Below are 16,887 nucleotides of genomic sequence, written 5' to 3'. Positions count from 1 at the left end.
TCCTTATAAAGACGAGTTAGCTAATACGCGCTAAAATACGCGAATACAAAGGGGCCTTTTGGCCCCATTTTTAATTGAGCTTTAATTATGTCTGAATATAAATACCCTGCCGAAGATGTGTTTCACCAAGAAGAAATTAAAAAAAGCACTTTTATTGTTCATATAGCTCATACACCTGATTTAAATGCAGCTAAAGCGTTTATTAAAAGCATTGAAGAAAAGTACTCAGATGCTCGCCATAATTGTTGGGCGCATGTAGCAGGTAATCCTGGTGGCAGCCATGTTTATGGTTTTTCAGATGATGGAGAGCCAAATGGCACAGCAGGCAAACCTATGTTAAATGTGCTGGTGGGATCGGGGCTTGGTGAAATTACCGCAGTGGTTACACGTTATTTTGGGGGTATTAAGTTAGGCACGGGTGGTTTAGTGCGTGCTTATGGCGGCTCGCTTAATAATGCGCTTACTCAACTTAAAACAGTCACTAAAGTACCTAGCGTAGAAATTATTGGCCAAAGTGAATACAACATGCAAGGTGCAATAGAGCAGTTATTAAAAACCAGTTATCAGGTACTTAATATTGATAAGCAATTTACTGCTAATATTGAATGGGTGATCACAATAGATAGCCGACAAGCCCAGCAAGCAATAAAAGATATTTTTGATTTAAGCCACGGCGCAGTTGAGTTAACTATTAAAGAGTAATAACCTACACAAATTGCATTTAATGCATACCTGTTTAATTTGATCTGATTGAAGTTACTCAATCTCAGTTTACTAATAATAAAAGCGATAAGCTAAATGCAATTTCGTACCATCATAAAAATTCTTGGCCAACTTGTTGCGCTGTTTAGTATTACCATGGTGCCACCGGCACTGGTGTCTTTAATTTATAAAGACGGTGGTGGTGTTCCGTTTGTTTTAGCATTTATATTCAGCGTTGTTATTGGCATGATGGCTTATTACCCAAACCGCCATGAAAACGGCGATTTAAAAGCACGCGAAGGCTTTTTAATTGTTGTTTTGTTTTGGTTGGTACTTGGGGCATTTGCGTCCTTGCCGCTTATATTTTTACAAGAGCCAAACTTATCTTTGGCTGATGCCGTATTTGAGGCATTTTCAGGCCTTACAACCACCGGTGCTACTGTACTAACGGGTATTGAATACTTGCCAAAATCAGTATTATTCTATCGCCAGCAACTCCAGTGGTTTGGCGGTATGGGTATAATCGTACTTGCTGTCGCTATACTGCCCATGCTTGGTGTGGGTGGCATGCAGTTATACAGAGCTGAAATACCTGGTCCTGTTAAAGACTCTAAAATGACCCCTCGCATAGCCGATACTGCCAAGCACCTTTGGTATATTTATGTGTCGTTAACTATTACGTGTATGCTGGCTTATTGGGCTGCAGGAATGGAGTGGTTTGATGCTATATGCCATGCGTTTTCTACAGTCGCGATAGGTGGTTTTTCTACTTACGATGCGTCTATGGGTCATTTTGACAGCCCAATGATTAACTTTATTTGCGTGTTCTTTTTAATTATTGCCGCCGTCAACTTCTCTTTGCATTACGCCGCAGTGGCGAGCAGAAACATTCAAGTATATATACGTGATCCTGAGTTTAAGGTGTTTTTATGTATTCAATTAGCGCTGGTGGTTATTTGTTTTACTGTGCTTTCATCCAACGAAATATTTGCCAATGGCGACGAGACCCTCGATCAAGCTTTGTTTCAAGCGGTATCTATGAGTACAACAGCAGGCTTTGCTACCGATAACTTTTCTACTTGGCCGCTGTTTTTACCTATTTTACTTATATTTTCGAGCTTTATTGGTGGCTGTGCAGGCTCTACCGGTGGCGGTATGAAAGTAGTAAGAGTGTTTTTACTTTACTTACAGGGCGTACGTGAACTTAATAGGCTTGTACACCCACGCGCTATATACTCTATTAAACTCGGCCGTAAAGCATTGCCAGATAAGGTTGTAGAGGCCGTGTGGGGCTTTTTCTCGGCATATGCACTGGTGTTTATTATTATTATGCTGGCGCTTATGGGGACTGGTATGGATAACATAACGGCGTTTTCTGCCACTGCTGCATGTTTAAATAACTTAGGCCCAGGTTTAGGTGATGTTGCCTCGCACTATGGTGCAATTACCGATGGCGCAAAATGGTTGCTAACTATTGCTATGGTATTTGGCCGGTTAGAAATATTCACGTTATTAGTATTATTTACGCCTACTTTTTGGCGCGGCTAAACGCTATTAAACTAACTCAGGGGTAGAGTATGCCAGCGTCAAATCTAAATAAATTACACCAACTCACTACGAGTGGCTTGGTTGACTTAGAAATACTCACTCCCACCGACAGTAAGCGCATTAAAACCGAGTTTGTAGGCTTGCTCGAAAATAAATTTATTATTTTAAATTACCCTAGTTCAAAGCGCTTGCCTGCGAGTAGTGATTATTTACGCGATGGTGTAATGGTTATAGTAAGAGCATTAATAGAGGGCAGTGGCGGGCAGATTATTGCATTTCGACAACAAATAATGTCGGTGGCTTCTCATCCTGCTAGGTTGATTTTTATTAACTACCCTAAGCAAGTACAGCTTTTTGCTCTGCGCTCTCAAGCACGCATACCTACCTTATTACCGGCTAAATTAAAAGTGAGCGATGACAGAGTACTTGAAGGCATCATCAAAGATATTTCACTCACTGGTGTTATGTTTGATGTTAGGGGCGATCAACAAGACGAAGACTTAAAAAACATGCAATGCACTGTAATACTAGATACCAATAGTAAGGATTTTCAGGGTGAGATTTGCAGTGTGAAAGAGCACTCATCGGGTGTTAATTGCGGAATTAGGTTATTAGCCAGTGAAGATGAAATGAAAGCATTTATGAAAGAACATTTTATCGACCCATCAGTACTTGATATGGCTGTAGAGTAGTAACGTTTCGCCTTTTTGCAACAAAAAGGTATTTTGTGTAAAAATTTAAAAATACTTCTTCATTTAATTTAAAAATAAATATAATTTCCTTAAATAACAGTTTGTTGAGTTAGTTGAAAATAGAATTATTATTTTCACTGCAAACCTGCTTAGCTTATAGTTTACTTAAATTTTCTAGGTAAAACCCCTCATTTCTATTAAATACTCAAAACTGTAGCTTTTTACTTAATTGTAACTATCTGTTTTTGTTTAATTTAATTTCTTCATTATAAATCGCGTTGCTAAATAGCAACAAAAATCACAGCTAAAATCTTCAAAAAACGAAGGTGTTATCTTAATGTATTGATATATATAAACTTTTAAATGTTGGCATTTAAGTTGTAATAGTCTAAGTGTACTGAACGAAAACGTGATTTACAGTGAAAGACTTAATCGCACACACATAAATTTGAAGGATACATATTATGAAAAGCATTAATAAAACTTTAGCACTAATCGCTATTGCATCTTCATCAGCAGCTTTTGCAGCATCAGATTTCGATACGTTAGATGTAGATGGTAATGGCGCAATTAGCCAAGCAGAAGCATCGGTAGATGCAAAGCTAATGAGCATGTTTTCAGAGCTCGATACTGACCAAAATGGTGAGTTATCAAAAGAAGAGTTTTCAAAAGCTTAATTTAAAGTGATTTATCCTGAGTTGCCAAAGACAACCTAAGCAGGCAAGGGAGCTTACGAAAGAGGATAACAAGGAAGTGAATTTGACTTTAATTTTAGCAAACCAATTTTTTGATAAAACATTGAATATGAAGGAATACGCTATGAAACATCTAAATAAAGCACTTGCTCTTATTGCTATCGCATCTTCTTCAGCTGCATTTGCAGCATCAGATTTCGATAGTTTAGATATCGACGGCAGTGGCACTATCAGCCCAAGCGAAGCGGCAGTAGATACAGATTTAATGGCTGAATTTATTGAGCTGGATACAGACGGTAGTGGTGAGCTTTCTAAAGAAGAGTTCTCAAATTACTAATTAACCTATAAAGGTTAAGCATTTTCACAGTTAGGGATCTTTGAAAAGGACTTCCCATCTTACTAGGAATATTATTATGAAAACATTAAATACAACACTTGCAGTTTTAGTTTTAGCATCTTCATCAGCAGCTTACGCAGCAGTAGACTTTGCCTCATTTGATGCCGATGGTGATGGTGCAATCACTAAGCAAGAAGCGCAAGTAAATGCACAATTAGTAAAGATTTTTGATGATTTAGATGCAGATGGAAACGGCGAGCTTTCAAAAGAAGAGTTTGCAAAAGTACAGTAAGCAAACGCTTCATACTCCACTAAAGCCGCCTTAGTCAGCGGCTTTTTTGCGTTTATGCTAAGTGATTATAAGAATATAGCACTTACTTGGAATAGCTTTTCTACAACGGTAATGTGTTTTTTGTCGATTAAAAACATTATTACATGGTCGCCCGACATGATAATTGTATCGTCGTGGGCTATAAGTACATCGTCGTTACGTACTATTGCGCCAATAGTAGTACCAGCAGGAAGTTTAATATCGGCAATGGCACGGCCAACAACTTTTGAAGTGTTTTCGTCGCCATGAGCGACGGCTTCAATTGCTTCTGCTGCACCTTTACGTAATGAGTAAACATTAACAATATCACCACGGCGTACATGAGTAAGCAATGCCGATATAGTAGCCTGTTGCGGCGATATGGCTATATCTATTTCCCCACCTTGTACTAAATCAACGTATGCACCACGTTGAATAAGTACCATGGTTTTTTGTGCCCCCATTCGTTTTGCAAGCATAGCCGACATGATATTTGCTTCATCATCGTTAGTTACGGCAATAAATACGTCAACTTGCTCTATATGCTCTTCAGATAGCAGTTCCTGATCTGATGCATCACCACAAAATACCACTGTGTTGTCGAGCATTTCAGATAGTTGCTCAGCGCGCTCTTTACTGCGCTCAATTAATTTAACACTGTGGTTTTTTTCAAGCGAGCGGGCAAGGCCGGCACCAATGTTACCGCCACCAGCAATCATAATTTTTTTGTAAGAGCGTTCTAGCTTTTGTAGCTCGTTCATAACCGCGCGAATATGTTTGGTTGCGGCTATAAAAAAGACTTCATCGTCGGCTTCAATTACTGTAGTACCCAAAGGTTTAATGGCTTTACCTTGGCGGTAAATAGCCGCAACGCGAGTTTCTACATTAGGAATGTGCTCTTTTAAAGCAGAAAGCGCATAACCCACTAATAAGCCACCGTAATAAGCTTTAACAGCCACTAAAGAGAGCATACCATCGGCAAATTGTAATACTTGTAATGCACCAGGGTAGTCTATTAAGCGGCGAATATATTTGGTAACGAGTGCTTCTGGGGCAATATAATGGTCGATTGGTAAATCGTCATTTTGGAAAAGTTTTTCGCGGTATTTTAAATATTGCTCTGAACGTATTCGAGCAATTTTAGTGGGGGTATTAAAAATACTGTACGCTACTTGGCAAGCAACCATGTTCACTTCATCTGAACTGGTTACCGCTATAATCATATCGGCATCTTCAGCGCCAGCACGGCGTAATACATCAGGGTGCGCGCTGTGGCCCATAACCCCTTGTAGGTCGTACTTATCTTGAAGCTCACGCAAACGGTTGCCGTCTATGTCTACAACCGTAATTTCGTTTTGTTCGCCAACTAAGTTTTCAGCAAGCGTAGCGCCAACTTGCCCAGCTCCGAGTATGATTATTTTCATTATTTACCCGTATTAGTAATCAACCTAAAAAGAGGTTAATTACCGTTTAATTAAAAAAATAGCCATTTAATATCTCATAAATGGCTAACTATTTAGTGTACGGTTATTAGGCTTTTTTAACTAGCTTAGCGTAATAAAATCCATCACTTTCGCCCGGTAGTAATTGCAAACCCGGATTAGTAACAGTGTCGCTCTCGTGCAATGGAATATGTACTACATCGTCATTATTAGCTAAAAACTTAGCAACTTGTTGCTGGTTTTCTTGTGGGAGTACCGAACACGTAGCGTATACCAGTGTGCCACCTGGTTTTAGTAGTGGCCAAATGCTATCGATTATATCACTTTGCAGTTTAGCTAGATCTTCGATGTCTGATGCGCGGCGTAACCATTTTATATCTGGGTGACGGCGTATAACACCAGTTGCAGAACATGGCACATCTAATAATATACGATCAAACTGTTGCTCATCCCACCAAGTATGAGGCTGTGAAGCGTCACCACATTGTAAATCGGCACCTAAGCCAATACGCGTAAGGTTTTGCTTAACACGCTCAAGGCGAGTTGAGTCGCTATCTAGGGCTAATACTTCAGCATCAGCAAGCTCTAATATGTGACATGTTTTTCCACCAGGCGCTGCACAGGCATCTAAAATGTATTCATCAGCTTTAGGTTCTAAAAAGCGTGCTGCAAGTTGTGCTGCTGCATCTTGCACCGAACATGCACCTACATCAAATTCTGGCAGCGAGAATACATCACGCGGCTTAGCTAGCTTAATACCGTCAACAAACTCTGGGTTTAATGTATGTTCAATATCGTTAGCCGTTAACATTTCGCTGTATTCTTGCGTGCTGTATTGAGCTTGATTTACACGCAGCCACATAGGGGCTTGTTGCTGATTTTCTTCAAGCAATGCTTCCCAGCTATTTGGGTATGCAGCTTGCACTTGTTTAATAAACCAATTTGGATGGTTGTATAAACACACCGGTATTTGCTTCGCTTTTTCTTCAAGCTCGCTCTGTTGGCGTTGAAAGCTACGTAAAATAGCATTTATTAGGCCTTTTAAACCCAGTGCGCGCATTTGAGCGAGTGCATTCACGGTTTCTGATATTGCGGCATGCGGTGGCACGCGCATGTGCTGTAGCTGGTATATGCCTACATATAACAAAAACTGAAATATTCTACGCTTACCTTTTAACGGCTGCTCTACTAAGTGTTGGCAATAGTTTTCAAGGCTTGGTAAGTATCGTAATACGCCATAACAAATTTGCTGCAGTAAAGCTTTGTCTTTTGGGGGTAAGCCTTGGCTCGCAAAAGGAAGCTCTTGATTAAGCGATGCGCCTTTATCAACGACGTTATATAAAGTTTCTGCGGCAAGCGCGCGTACATTTGGAACATTACTCATTATTTTCGCCTAATACTGTACCCGGGGTTACCCAATCACTACGACCATTTAAAAAGTCACTAATTGCCATTGGCTTTTTGCCTTGCGGCTGTAATTGCGTAATGCAAATAGCATGTTTGCCACACGCTACAACCACACCCGTTTTATCGCTTGATAAAACTTGGCCTGCACTACCTGTTTGATCAACTACTTGCGCTTGATAAATTTTTACCGTTTGCTCAGCCATTTGTGTAAAGCACACAGGCCAAGGGTTGAAAGAGCGAATATTTCGCTCTATTTGAGCTGCATCCATAGACCAATCGATATTTGCTTCGTCTTTAGATAGCTTTTTAGCGTAGTTAGCCAGCTCATCGTTTTGAGGTTCAGCTTTAAGCTCGCCTTTTGCTAATTTATTAACGGTTTCTATAAGCGCATCAGGGCCAAGCTCGGCCAGTTTAGTGTATAAACTGGCACTGGTTTCATCAGCATTAATTGCACAGCGACTAATATGAAGCATGTCGCCGGTATCCAGCCCTTCATCCATTTGCATAATAGTTACACCGGTTTGCTCATCACCCGCCCAAATTGCACGTTGAATAGGTGCTGCACCACGCCAGCGCGGTAATATAGAACCATGCACATTTAGACAACCTAAACGTGGAGCTTCTAATATTGCTTTTGGTAAAATTAGCCCGTAAGCCACTACAATCATAATGTCGGCATTTAAGTTTTTAAGATCTACTAATGCGTCATCATTTTTTAACGACTGTGGCTGAAAAACCGGTAAGTTATGCTCAAGCGCTAGCGCTTTAACTTCACTGGCTTTTAATTTTTTACCTCTACCAGCAGGGCGGTCAGGTTGGCTGTATACACCTACTATTTGGTGCTCGCTTTGTATAAGCGCTTGTAAATGACGTGCGGCAAAATCCGGCGTACCGGCAAATATAATGCGTAATGGTTGGGTCACTGAGTTTTCCTAAGGTGCTTATTACTGTGCTGCAAATTTAGCTTCTTTTTCAAGCTTTTTACGAATACGTTGGCGTTTTAGTGGTGATAAGTAATCAATAAATAGCTTACCTTGTAAGTGATCAAGCTCGTGTTGAATACAGATAGCCAGTAATTCGTCTGCATCTAATACAAACTCTTCACCGTTTTCGTTAAGCGCTGCAACAGTTACTGTTTCTGCACGGTCTACTTTTGCGTACGAGTTAGGTACTGATAAACAGCCTTCTTCGCTTACGGTAGAGCCGTCTTTTTTGATAATTTGTGGGTTAATAAGTACTAAAGGCTCATCGCGCTCTTCAGATACATCAATTACCACGATGCGTTGATGAATATCTACTTGCGAGGCTGCTAAGCCAATACCATTTTCATCATACATAGTTTCTAGCATGTCTTTAACAATTTGGCGTACTGCGTCGTCAACTTGTTCAACGTCTTTTGCTACTGTACGTAAACGCTCATCTGGGAATCTTAAAACTTCTAACCTAGCCATAGTTACCTTTTTACACTTGTGCTTAATTTAGGGTATTGTATGCTCTTATTTTAGCCATTAGCGTTCCCCTTTAACAGGTTTTGGACAATAATAATGAAAAAACAATACAAGGAAGCTCAATGAAATCTCCATTACTTGCAATCATGCTTGCGTTAAGTGCTGCTTTTCCGGCAGTTGCTGATGTACTTAAAATAAAAAAAGATGCACCAAAACAGTATGTTGTAAAAAAAGGCGATACACTTTGGGATATTTCAGGCATTTATTTAGATGAGCCATGGCTGTGGCCTGAACTTTGGCAAATGAATCCACAAATTGATAACCCTCACCTTATTTACCCAGGTGATGCGCTCGCTTTAATATATGACGCTGATGGAAATCCACGTTTGGTGATTAATAAAGCGTATAGAAAACTATCTCCTCAAGGGCGCATTACACCAAAAGGCACTAATGCAATAACTACTTTACCACTTGAAATGATCAAACCTTACATCAGTTACGAGCAGGCAATTGATAGTGACGATATAAAAGATATGCCTTATGTTTTAGGTGCAAACGAAAATACTAAAACACAAACCTTAGGCCATATTTTGTATGTTAAAGGTGACTTAAAAGTACACAAAGCGTATGCCATTTATCATGAAGGCGAACCTTATACCGACTTAGAAACCGGTGAAGTACTCGCAACGCGTGCCTCTTATGTGGGTATGGCGCGTGCATTTAGAACGGGCGATGAGCAAAATGGAGTACCTTCATCATTACGTGTTGAGTCTGTTAAACGTGAAATTCAGCAAGGTGATTTTTTAATGCCAGCAATGCAAGGGCAATTACTTCCTGCATACTTTAATATTCACCGCCCAGACAATGCGGTATCGGGTCATGTTATTGCATCTCCGCGCCAAGTAAGAGAATTCAGCACAATGGATGTTGTAGTGCTAAACTTAGGTCGCGACCAACTAATAGAGCCAGGGCATGTGCTTGATTTAGAACGTCAGTCTCCGACAGTTATTGATGGCCCTCGTGGGCCTCGTTATCCTGAGGATTCGAGTAAATTCGAAAAATTACTATCTGACGCTAGTCAGTTATTTGGTGATGAGTCTGATGAAGAAAATACTACGTGGACAATGCCTAAAGAAAAAGTTGGAGAGCTTATTGTTTTCAAAGTGTATGACAAAGTAAGTTATGCATTAATAACTAAAAATCAGCACCCAATTCGCATTGGAGATATTGCAGTTATTCATTAAGAAGTAGCGAGTCGGTGCTCTAGGAGAGAGCATGGATCAATCATCTGGCAAGCTAGCCCACTGGCTTGCCTTTTATATGTGTAAAGGGTTGGGCATTAAAACCCTTTTGGCACTATCTCAAACACATTCCCTTGCCTCGTTATTTGATTTGTCGAGTAATGAGCTTCAGCAACTTGGCTTAACGGCAAATCAGGCCAGTAATTTACTTGGTACTAATTGGCAGCAAGTTGATTATTACCAGCAACAAATAATGCAAAACAATATAACTGTTATATGCTTTTTTGATGCGCTTTACCCCACCGATTTAAAGCAAATAGCCAGTGCTCCATTACTTTTGTTTTGTAAAGGCGACACATCATTACTTTCCAGTCCGCAAATAGCGATTGTCGGTAGTCGAAATGCCACACCGACAGGGCTTGAAATAGCGTCAGAATTTGCATATCAACTTACTCTTGCGGGTATAACGGTAACCTCTGGTATGGCGCGAGGAATAGATGGTGCAGCACATAAGGGAGCCTTAGCCGGAAGTGGAAAAACAATTGCAGTGTTAGGTACTGGGGTTGATATTTACTACCCAAAGCGCCATAAATTATTAACAGACCAAGTGTTAGAGCATGGTTTGCTGATCAGTGAGTTTTTACCTGGTACGGCTGCTAATGCGCATAACTTTCCTCGCCGTAACCGTATTATTTCAGGGCTATCGTTAGGGGTTTTAATAGTAGAGGCTGAAATTAAAAGTGGCTCGTTAATTACTGTACGTTATGCACTTGAGCAAAATAAAGAGGTGTTTGCAGTACCGGGTTCTATTAAAAACCCGCTTGCGCAAGCAAGTCACTTTTTAATAAAGCAGGGTGCAAAACTAGTTGAAAACGTAACTGATATATTAGATGAAGTGAGCTTTTCTTATCAAAGCGGTCTATATAATAAAGACGAACCTGTTAACGAAGAGTCAGACTGTGAGGTATTAAATAGTATTGGTTTTGAGGTAACCAGTGTTGACGATATTGTACGCCGCGCTCAGTGGCCTATAGATAAAGTATTGGCTAGGTTGCTTGATTTAGAGTTAGACGATCAGATTGAGCGAGTGTTAGATGGTTACATAAAGTTAAGTACCCGGGGGTAATATGTTTGATATTCTTATGTATCTTTTTGAAAACTACATCCATAACGAGGCCGATATTTATGTTGAGCAAAATCAGCTAACGGATGAATTACTTCGTGCTGGTTTCAATAAACCTGAAATATTTAAAGCGTTAGATTGGTTAGAGCAACTTGCAGATTTACAGTGCAGCGACGAGTCGCCTTACTTAATTACTAAGCCTCAACATGCCATAAGGGTGTTTACCGACAGTGAATGCCAAATGCTTAATGTTGAATGCCGTGGTTTTTTAATGTTTGTTGAGCAAATAGGCGTTATTAATAGTGTAACCCGAGAAATGGTTATGGACCGCCTATCAGCACTAGATAAACCATATATAGGATTAGACGATTTAAAGTGGGTAGTGCTCATGGTGCTCTTTAATGTACCAGGCTCTGAAGAAGCATATGGACAAATGGAAGATTTAATTTTTGACGAACCCAGCGAGCTTTTACATTAAAAGCTCGCTCAAACTACTTAAAGGCATATGCACAGCTTGTATCTTTAAGTGGTTTGGGTATATTAGGCGAAAATTCATTAACCTTTAGGATCAGCATGAGTAAAATCGACCATTCGCTTTTCTCAGCGGATAAGCACGCCTTAGAAAAAGAATACGAAATATGCCCACAGTGCGGTTCTGAACTGGTTATACGTAATAGTAAGTCGGGTCCATTTTTAGGCTGTGCTAGCTATCCTAAATGCGATTTTATTCGCCCTCTTGCTCATCACGACAGCAATGAAATTAAAATACTTGAAGATTCGGCTTGCCCACAATGCACTAAACCGCTGGTGGTTAAGAATGGCCGTTATGGTATGTTTATTGGTTGTACGGGGTATCCCGAGTGCCATTACATTGCTAACGAAGATGATGAAAAGCAAAACGAAGAGGCGTTACCTCCTTGCCCTAAATGCAAAAAGGGGCACTTAGTTGCGCGAAGTAATAAGTTTGGAAAAACGTTTTACTCCTGCGATAGCTACCCTAGTTGTAAGTACACATTAAATAATAAACCTATAGCAATACCATGCCCAGAATGTGATTGGCCACTCGTAATCGAGAAAAAAATGTCCAATGGCACTGTGCTACAATGCCCGCAAAAAAGTTGCATGCACAAGCTTGCCCCAACTAAATAACGTTTAATAAATTTTGGAGAGTACTTTGTCAAACCCCTCTAATACGCCTACGGCTGTTTCGTGTTTAGAACAAGGTGGCGTTATTTTATATCCAACCGAAGCTGTTTTTGGCTTAGGTTGCGATCCAGATAACCAACAAGCTGTAGAGCAGTTATTGGCTATTAAACAGCGACCAGTAGAAAAAGGTCTTATTTTAATCGCTGATAATTACGGTCAGTTATTAAAGTATGTTGACGATGCTAAATTACCAATGGATAAGCGCGCTGATATATTCTCTAGTTGGCCTGCACCTATTACTTGGGTTATGCCAGCAGCTAAAAGCACACCTAAATGGCTAACTGGCCAATTTGATACCATTGCTGTGCGCGTTAGCAACCACCCAACAGTAAAACGTTTATGCCAAGAGTTTGGTAAGCCACTCGTTTCAACAAGTGCAAACTTAACGGGTCAAGAAACCGTAACAAGCATTGCACAAGCCCAGCTGCAATTTGCAGAGCAAGTAGGCTTTTATGTTGACGAGCCGTTAGGCGGTAACACGCAACCAAGTACAATTAAAGATGCCATGACCGGCAAAGTGTTTAGAGGTTAATATGCAAAGCGAATTATTAGAACAAGTAAAAGCCTACTTTATGGCTTTGCAAGACACTATTTGCCAAGGCTTAGAAAGGGCTGATGGCAGTGCAAAGTTTGTAGAAGACAGTTGGCAGCGCGCCGAAGGTGGCGGTGGTCGTACCCGAGTAACCACTAACGGTAACGTAATTGAACAGGGCGGCGTTAATTACTCTCATGTATTTGGCGCATCCATGCCAGGCTCTGCTACTGCGCATAGGCCAGAGCTTGCTGGGCGTAGCTTTCATGCTTGTGGTGTATCGTTAGTTATTCATCCTAAAAACCCACATGTACCTACAAGTCACGCCAATGTACGCTTTTTTATTGCTGAAAAAGAAGGTGAAGAGCCTATTTGGTGGTTTGGTGGTGGATTTGATTTAACCCCTTTTTACCCTGTATTTGAAGACGTACAGCATTGGCATCAAGTAGCACACGATATTTGCGCACCGTTTGGCAGCGACGTTTATCCAAAATACAAAACCTGGTGCGATGAATATTTTTACTTAAAACACCGCGACGAAACACGTGGTGTGGGTGGGCTATTTTTTGATGATTTGAACGAGCTAGGGTTTGAGCAGAGCTTTGCATTTATGCAATCTGTGGGCAATGGCTTTTTAGATGCTTACTTACCTATTATCGAACGTCGCAAAAATGATGAATTTACACAGCAACAACGTGATTTTCAGCTTTATCGTCGCGGTCGCTACGTTGAATTTAATCTAGTGTGGGACAGAGGCACGTTGTTTGGGTTGCAAAGTGGTGGGCGTACTGAGTCTATATTAATGTCTATGCCACCATTGGCGCGCTGGGAATACAATTATAAACCAACTGCAGAGAGTGCTGAGGCTGACTTATATCAATACTATTTACGCCCTCAAGACTGGCTAACAACTCAACCAAATGATTTGATAGCCCGGGAGTGGCAGTTGTAAATAAGCGCTAAATGTTTAAATACATTTTAGGATAAGACAAATCCACTTACTAAATAGGCGCCTAACAGCGCCTTTTTGCTATTTAGGGCTCATTAATCATATGTGTGGCAAGTTGACCAAACGATTGCTTCAAGCCTTCACGCAGTAGTGGGTTATCCACTTCTATATCGAGGGTTTTATTCATGCAATACATCCATTGATCACGTAGGTCTTTATTTATTGAAAAAGGCATATGGCGTTTACGCAGCATAGGTTGGCCATGTTTTTCAGTAAATAGGCTAGGTCCGCCTAACCAACCAGATAAAAATTCAAAAAATACTTGGCGAATTCGATCTAATGGCAGAGGATGCATATCATATAATGGTTTAGCGTATTCATCTGACTCCATTATGTCGTAGAATCTATTAGCAATAGCACGGGCACCGGTTTCTCCACCAATTATTTCGTACGGTGTTTTTTCAGGAGTAGGGGCTTGTTGCTCAGGAGTTGGCTTAGATTTAGAAAAAAGTCGTTTAATCATATTACTTATCATCGTTAATAGGCAGTGTTATAGCTGCAAAGAGGTTGCTTTAAAATGGACAAATATGCGGTTTTTGGAAATCCAATCAAACACTCAAAATCCCCCGCGATACATAAACAATTTGCTATCTCACTGGGTGAGCAAATCGACTACCGCGCAATATTAGCACCTATAGATAACTTTGAAAAAACAGTATCGTCTTTTTTTGAGCAAGGTGGTAAAGGTGCCAATGTAACAATGCCATTTAAAGAGCAAGCTTTTGCTATGGCTGATGAACTAACTCCTCTTGCAAAAATAGTGGGCGCGGTTAATACACTCAAAAAAAGAGATGATGGTACATTATTAGGAGATAACACCGACGGTGTCGGCTTTGTAAATGATCTACTTGCAAATGAAGTAGTGATTGCTGATAAGCGTATTTTAATAATTGGTGCGGGCGGTGCTGCAAGGGGAGTTATATTACCTTTGCTTGAACAAAAACCCGCAGAAATCATTATTGTTAATCGCACAGCTCAAAAAGCACAGGACCTTGCTCAATTATTTTCTGAATATGGATCTGTTTCTGGCTTTGGTTTTAATGACTTACCAGTAAGTGATTACTCACTAATTGTCAACTCCACCTCTAGCAGTATGAATAACGAGTTACCCGCACTCAATAAAAAGTACTTGAAAGGCTGTGATGTTGCATATGATATGTTTTATTCGCAGACAAACACTATTTTTATGAGCTGGGTTGAAGAGCATAATAACAATACTAAGCTTTTAGATGGCAGTGGTATGTTAGTAGGGCAGGCAGCACAAGCATATTATGTATGGCATAACAAAATGCCCGAAATCCTCCCTGTAGTTAAAGCGCTTAAACAAGGCTCATTAAAATGAACCAAGCTATACAGTTTATAGATAGACTCGAATTTAGAGAGCCTGATCACCAGTTGGTGTTTTTTGCTCAAGTGAGTGGGATGCTGGTGGAGTGTGTTATTGCAGTCAAAACACTTAAACTAACTGATGAAAGTCATGCTACAGATTATTTTGAAAAATATCGTTTTGAATACGAAGAATGTGCCGAGCAACTAATAGAAGAAGAAAGTTATAACTCGGCAGGACAAATAGAGGTGGGCTTAGTAAGCCTCAACTAAATATTCATCTTTTAGTTGCACATAGTTATCTGCAGATATTTTTAAAAAGGCGAGTTCCTGCTCAGTCAATGGGCGGGCTTGCTTTACAGGGCTTCCTACATACAGATAGCCTGATTCCAAGCGCTTATTTGGTGGTACTAATGAACCCCCACCAATAATAACATCATCTTCTACAGTTACATTATCCATAATAATAGCACCCATACCCACGAGTATACGGTTTCCAAGTACACACCCATGCAGCATCACCTTGTGACCAACCGTTACATCATCGCCTATTATAAGGGGGTAACCGTCTGGATTACTTTTAGTTGCACGCGATAAATGTAATACACTGCCATCTTGAATGTTAGAGCGCTCGCCAATACGTATATAGTTAACATCGCCACGAGCAGCAACTAAAGGCCAAACGCTACTATTATCACCCAGTTGAATATCGCCAACCAAAACTGATGACTCATCAACGTATACAGATGAATTAAACGAAGGAGTTACACCTTTATAAGAACGGATTGTCATAGTTAGTACCTTTTTAGATAATAGTTATTAGCTCTGAGTGTATCAGCAAGGTTATTTTTGTACCACACAGGGTTCTTTTTGATTACAAAAGTATCAGTTTTAGGGGGGTTAGTTCAGATACTGACCGAACAGACTGTTTTTTTAGTTTTTCTTTAAAAAAGTACTTGCGTAAAAATCTGTTCTCCCTATAATGCGACCCCACTGAGACGGGAAACGCCGACGCATAGCAAGGCAGCAGCGGCTCAGAGAGTTAAATAAAACTTCGGTTTTGAATCTTCTAAAAAGAAAGTTTAAAACAAAGTGTTGACTCGAAAAATAAAGGGTGTATTATTCGCATCCCTTGAGACGCTAAAGCGACTCAAAACGTTCTTTAACAATATAAAGCAATCATCTGTGTGGGCACTCGTACAGATTGAGTTCTAACAGCCAACCTACTTCGGTAGCGAGGCAAACAAATTAGAGTCTCAATTGAAACTGAGTGACCAACAGAATAATTACTTAGGTAGTTATTCAGCACAGTCAATTCAATATCGAAAGATATTAAATAAATTCAGAATTCATTGAGCTGTCGAAAGACATAAAACTTTTTAATTGAAGAGTTTGATCATGGCTCAGATTGAACGCTGGCGGCAGGCCTAACACATGCAAGTCGAGCGGTAACAGAAAGTAGCTTGCTACTTTGCTGACGAGCGGCGGACGGGTGAGTAATGCTTGGGAACATGCCTTGAGGTGGGGGACAACAGTTGGAAACGACTGCTAATACCGCATAATGTCTACGGACCAAAGGGGGCTTCGGCTCTCGCCTTTAGATTGGCCCAAGTGGGATTAGCTAGTTGGTGAGGTAATGGCTCACCAAGGCAACGATCCCTAGCTGGTTTGAGAGGATGATCAGCCACACTGGAACTGAGACACGGTCCAGACTCCTACGGGAGGCAGCAGTGGGGAATATTGCACAATGGGCGCAAGCCTGATGCAGCCATGCCGCGTGTGTGAAGAAGGCCTTCGGGTTGTAAAGCACTTTCAGTCAGGAGGAAAGGTTAGTAGTTAATACCTGCTAGCTGTGACGTTACTGACAGA

Annotated in this window: 20 protein-coding genes and 1 rRNA gene; 15 read left to right on the top strand and 6 right to left on the bottom strand. The window is 40.5% G+C overall.

From position 1 onward, the window contains the following. Nucleotides 1-87 precede the first annotated feature (87 nt). The 6 genes from ATS74_RS06790 to ATS74_RS06765 all read left to right on the top strand — a co-directional run bounded on the left by ATS74_RS06790 (nt 88) and on the right by ATS74_RS06765 (nt 4,266). Nucleotides 88-702, top strand: coding sequence for a YigZ family protein (locus ATS74_RS06790; protein ID WP_058548175.1), 615 nt, complete (start codon nt 88-90; stop codon nt 700-702). A gap of 96 nt (nt 703-798) precedes the next feature. Continuing rightward, nucleotides 799-2,250, top strand: coding sequence for a TrkH family potassium uptake protein (locus tag ATS74_RS06785; protein ID WP_058548174.1), 1,452 nt, complete (start codon nt 799-801; stop codon nt 2,248-2,250). 29 nt (nt 2,251-2,279) lie between these two features. Then, entirely contained in the window at nt 2,280-2,942 is a 663-nt protein-coding gene (locus ATS74_RS06780) for a flagellar brake domain-containing protein (RefSeq protein ID WP_058548173.1), read from the top strand. Between the two features lie 464 nt (nt 2,943-3,406). Further along, nucleotides 3,407-3,619, top strand: a complete 213-nt coding sequence (locus ATS74_RS06775; RefSeq protein ID WP_058548172.1) for an EF-hand domain-containing protein — start codon at nt 3,407-3,409, stop codon at nt 3,617-3,619. 142 nt (nt 3,620-3,761) lie between these two features. After that, complete coding sequence (locus ATS74_RS06770; protein ID WP_058548171.1) at nt 3,762-3,974, top strand: calmodulin; 213 nt, start codon at nt 3,762-3,764, stop codon at nt 3,972-3,974. Nucleotides 3,975-4,050: 76 nt separating this feature from the next. Then, the gene (locus ATS74_RS06765; protein WP_058548170.1) at nt 4,051-4,266 is read left to right on the top strand and encodes an EF-hand domain-containing protein; all 216 of its coding nucleotides are present in this window, start codon (nt 4,051-4,053) and stop codon (nt 4,264-4,266) included. A 65-nt stretch (nt 4,267-4,331) separates the two neighbouring features. Here the strand turns inward: ATS74_RS06765 and trkA are convergent, their stop codons facing one another. The 4 genes from trkA to def form a co-directional block, all read right to left on the bottom strand. After that, entirely contained in the window at nt 4,332-5,708 is a 1,377-nt protein-coding gene (trkA, locus tag ATS74_RS06760; RefSeq protein ID WP_058548169.1) for a Trk system potassium transporter TrkA, read from the bottom strand. Nucleotides 5,709-5,814: 106 nt separating this feature from the next. Beyond that, nucleotides 5,815-7,110 carry a 16S rRNA (cytosine(967)-C(5))-methyltransferase RsmB gene (gene rsmB / locus ATS74_RS06755; protein ID WP_058548168.1) on the bottom strand — a complete coding sequence of 432 codons (1,296 nt, stop codon included), beginning with the start codon at nt 7,108-7,110 and terminating at the stop codon, nt 5,815-5,817. Beyond that, nucleotides 7,103-8,056 carry a methionyl-tRNA formyltransferase gene (gene fmt, locus ATS74_RS06750; protein ID WP_058548167.1) on the bottom strand — a complete coding sequence of 318 codons (954 nt, stop codon included), beginning with the start codon at nt 8,054-8,056 and terminating at the stop codon, nt 7,103-7,105. Before fmt ends, rsmB begins: the two co-directional genes overlap by 8 nt. Before the next feature lie 21 nt (nt 8,057-8,077). After that, a complete protein-coding gene (gene def, locus ATS74_RS06745) occupies nt 8,078-8,584 on the bottom strand; it encodes a peptide deformylase (RefSeq protein ID WP_058548166.1) in 507 nt (168 codons plus the stop codon). A 119-nt stretch (nt 8,585-8,703) separates the two neighbouring features. On the opposite strand from def, the gene ATS74_RS06740 reads away from it, so the two are divergent. The 6 genes from ATS74_RS06740 (at nt 8,704) to hemF (ending at nt 13,635) form a co-directional block, all read left to right on the top strand. Continuing rightward, entirely contained in the window at nt 8,704-9,825 is a 1,122-nt protein-coding gene (locus tag ATS74_RS06740; RefSeq protein WP_058548165.1) for a LysM peptidoglycan-binding domain-containing protein, read from the top strand. Between the two features lie 31 nt (nt 9,826-9,856). After that, complete coding sequence (dprA, locus tag ATS74_RS06735) at nt 9,857-10,948, top strand: DNA-processing protein DprA (RefSeq protein WP_058548164.1); 1,092 nt, start codon at nt 9,857-9,859, stop codon at nt 10,946-10,948. A 1-nt stretch (nt 10,949) separates the two neighbouring features. After that, nucleotides 10,950-11,423 carry a DUF494 family protein gene (locus ATS74_RS06730; RefSeq protein WP_058548163.1) on the top strand — a complete coding sequence of 158 codons (474 nt, stop codon included), beginning with the start codon at nt 10,950-10,952 and terminating at the stop codon, nt 11,421-11,423. 95 nt (nt 11,424-11,518) lie between these two features. Next, nucleotides 11,519-12,094, top strand: a complete 576-nt coding sequence (locus tag ATS74_RS06725) for a DNA topoisomerase family protein (RefSeq protein ID WP_058548162.1) — start codon at nt 11,519-11,521, stop codon at nt 12,092-12,094. Between the two features lie 25 nt (nt 12,095-12,119). After that, the gene (locus ATS74_RS06720; RefSeq protein WP_058548161.1) at nt 12,120-12,683 is read left to right on the top strand and encodes an L-threonylcarbamoyladenylate synthase; all 564 of its coding nucleotides are present in this window, start codon (nt 12,120-12,122) and stop codon (nt 12,681-12,683) included. Between the two features lies 1 nt (nt 12,684). Continuing rightward, nucleotides 12,685-13,635 (top strand): oxygen-dependent coproporphyrinogen oxidase, encoded by a 951-nt coding sequence (hemF, locus tag ATS74_RS06715; protein ID WP_058548160.1) that lies wholly within the window; start codon nt 12,685-12,687, stop codon nt 13,633-13,635. A gap of 82 nt (nt 13,636-13,717) precedes the next feature. On the opposite strand, the gene ATS74_RS06710 is transcribed toward hemF, so the two are convergent. Then, nucleotides 13,718-14,155, bottom strand: a complete 438-nt coding sequence (locus tag ATS74_RS06710) for a group II truncated hemoglobin (RefSeq protein WP_058548209.1) — start codon at nt 14,153-14,155, stop codon at nt 13,718-13,720. Between the two features lie 54 nt (nt 14,156-14,209). On the opposite strand from ATS74_RS06710, the gene aroE reads away from it, so the two are divergent. Together aroE and ATS74_RS06700 are read left to right on the top strand one after the other, a co-directional pair. Further along, entirely contained in the window at nt 14,210-15,034 is an 825-nt protein-coding gene (gene aroE, locus ATS74_RS06705; RefSeq protein ID WP_058548159.1) for a shikimate dehydrogenase, read from the top strand. Continuing rightward, nucleotides 15,031-15,291, top strand: a complete 261-nt coding sequence (locus ATS74_RS06700; protein ID WP_058548158.1) for a DUF1488 domain-containing protein — start codon at nt 15,031-15,033, stop codon at nt 15,289-15,291. The genes aroE and ATS74_RS06700 overlap by 4 nt, the downstream gene beginning before the upstream one ends. Here ATS74_RS06700 and ATS74_RS06695 read toward each other — a convergent pair. After that, nucleotides 15,274-15,810, bottom strand: coding sequence for a gamma carbonic anhydrase family protein (locus tag ATS74_RS06695; RefSeq protein ID WP_058548157.1), 537 nt, complete (start codon nt 15,808-15,810; stop codon nt 15,274-15,276). The two genes, ATS74_RS06700 and ATS74_RS06695, sit on opposite strands and share 18 nt — an antisense overlap. 588 nt (nt 15,811-16,398) lie before the next feature. On the opposite strand from ATS74_RS06695, the gene ATS74_RS06690 reads away from it, so the two are divergent. Continuing rightward, nucleotides 16,399-16,887: ribosomal RNA gene (locus ATS74_RS06690) — 16S ribosomal RNA — on the top strand; the annotation flags it as partial.

The organism is Pseudoalteromonas sp. H103 (assembly GCF_001469205.1).
GTDB classification, from domain to species: domain Bacteria; phylum Pseudomonadota; class Gammaproteobacteria; order Enterobacterales; family Alteromonadaceae; genus Pseudoalteromonas; species Pseudoalteromonas carrageenovora.
The sequence above is the reverse complement of the archived record's forward strand: the minus strand, read 5'-3'. Positions and strand labels throughout refer to the sequence as shown.

Coding starts and splice junctions, on each gene's coding strand:
- ATS74_RS06790 (WP_058548175.1), top strand. CDS start 88: ATGTCTGAATATAAATACCCTGCCGAAGATGTGTTTCACCAAGAAGAA.
- ATS74_RS06785 (WP_058548174.1), top strand. CDS start 799: ATGCAATTTCGTACCATCATAAAAATTCTTGGCCAACTTGTTGCGCTG.
- ATS74_RS06780 (WP_058548173.1), top strand. CDS start 2,280: ATGCCAGCGTCAAATCTAAATAAATTACACCAACTCACTACGAGTGGC.
- ATS74_RS06775 (WP_058548172.1), top strand. CDS start 3,407: ATGAAAAGCATTAATAAAACTTTAGCACTAATCGCTATTGCATCTTCA.
- ATS74_RS06770 (WP_058548171.1), top strand. CDS start 3,762: ATGAAACATCTAAATAAAGCACTTGCTCTTATTGCTATCGCATCTTCT.
- ATS74_RS06765 (WP_058548170.1), top strand. CDS start 4,051: ATGAAAACATTAAATACAACACTTGCAGTTTTAGTTTTAGCATCTTCA.
- trkA (WP_058548169.1), bottom strand. CDS start 5,708: ATGAAAATAATCATACTCGGAGCTGGGCAAGTTGGCGCTACGCTTGCT.
- rsmB (WP_058548168.1), bottom strand. CDS start 7,110: ATGAGTAATGTTCCAAATGTACGCGCGCTTGCCGCAGAAACTTTATAT.
- def (WP_058548166.1), bottom strand. CDS start 8,584: ATGGCTAGGTTAGAAGTTTTAAGATTCCCAGATGAGCGTTTACGTACA.
- ATS74_RS06740 (WP_058548165.1), top strand. CDS start 8,704: ATGAAATCTCCATTACTTGCAATCATGCTTGCGTTAAGTGCTGCTTTT.
- dprA (WP_058548164.1), top strand. CDS start 9,857: ATGGATCAATCATCTGGCAAGCTAGCCCACTGGCTTGCCTTTTATATG.
- ATS74_RS06730 (WP_058548163.1), top strand. CDS start 10,950: ATGTTTGATATTCTTATGTATCTTTTTGAAAACTACATCCATAACGAG.
- ATS74_RS06725 (WP_058548162.1), top strand. CDS start 11,519: ATGAGTAAAATCGACCATTCGCTTTTCTCAGCGGATAAGCACGCCTTA.
- hemF (WP_058548160.1), top strand. CDS start 12,685: ATGCAAAGCGAATTATTAGAACAAGTAAAAGCCTACTTTATGGCTTTG.
- ATS74_RS06710 (WP_058548209.1), bottom strand. CDS start 14,155: ATGATTAAACGACTTTTTTCTAAATCTAAGCCAACTCCTGAGCAACAA.
- aroE (WP_058548159.1), top strand. CDS start 14,210: ATGGACAAATATGCGGTTTTTGGAAATCCAATCAAACACTCAAAATCC.
- ATS74_RS06700 (WP_058548158.1), top strand. CDS start 15,031: ATGAACCAAGCTATACAGTTTATAGATAGACTCGAATTTAGAGAGCCT.
- ATS74_RS06695 (WP_058548157.1), bottom strand. CDS start 15,810: ATGACAATCCGTTCTTATAAAGGTGTAACTCCTTCGTTTAATTCATCT.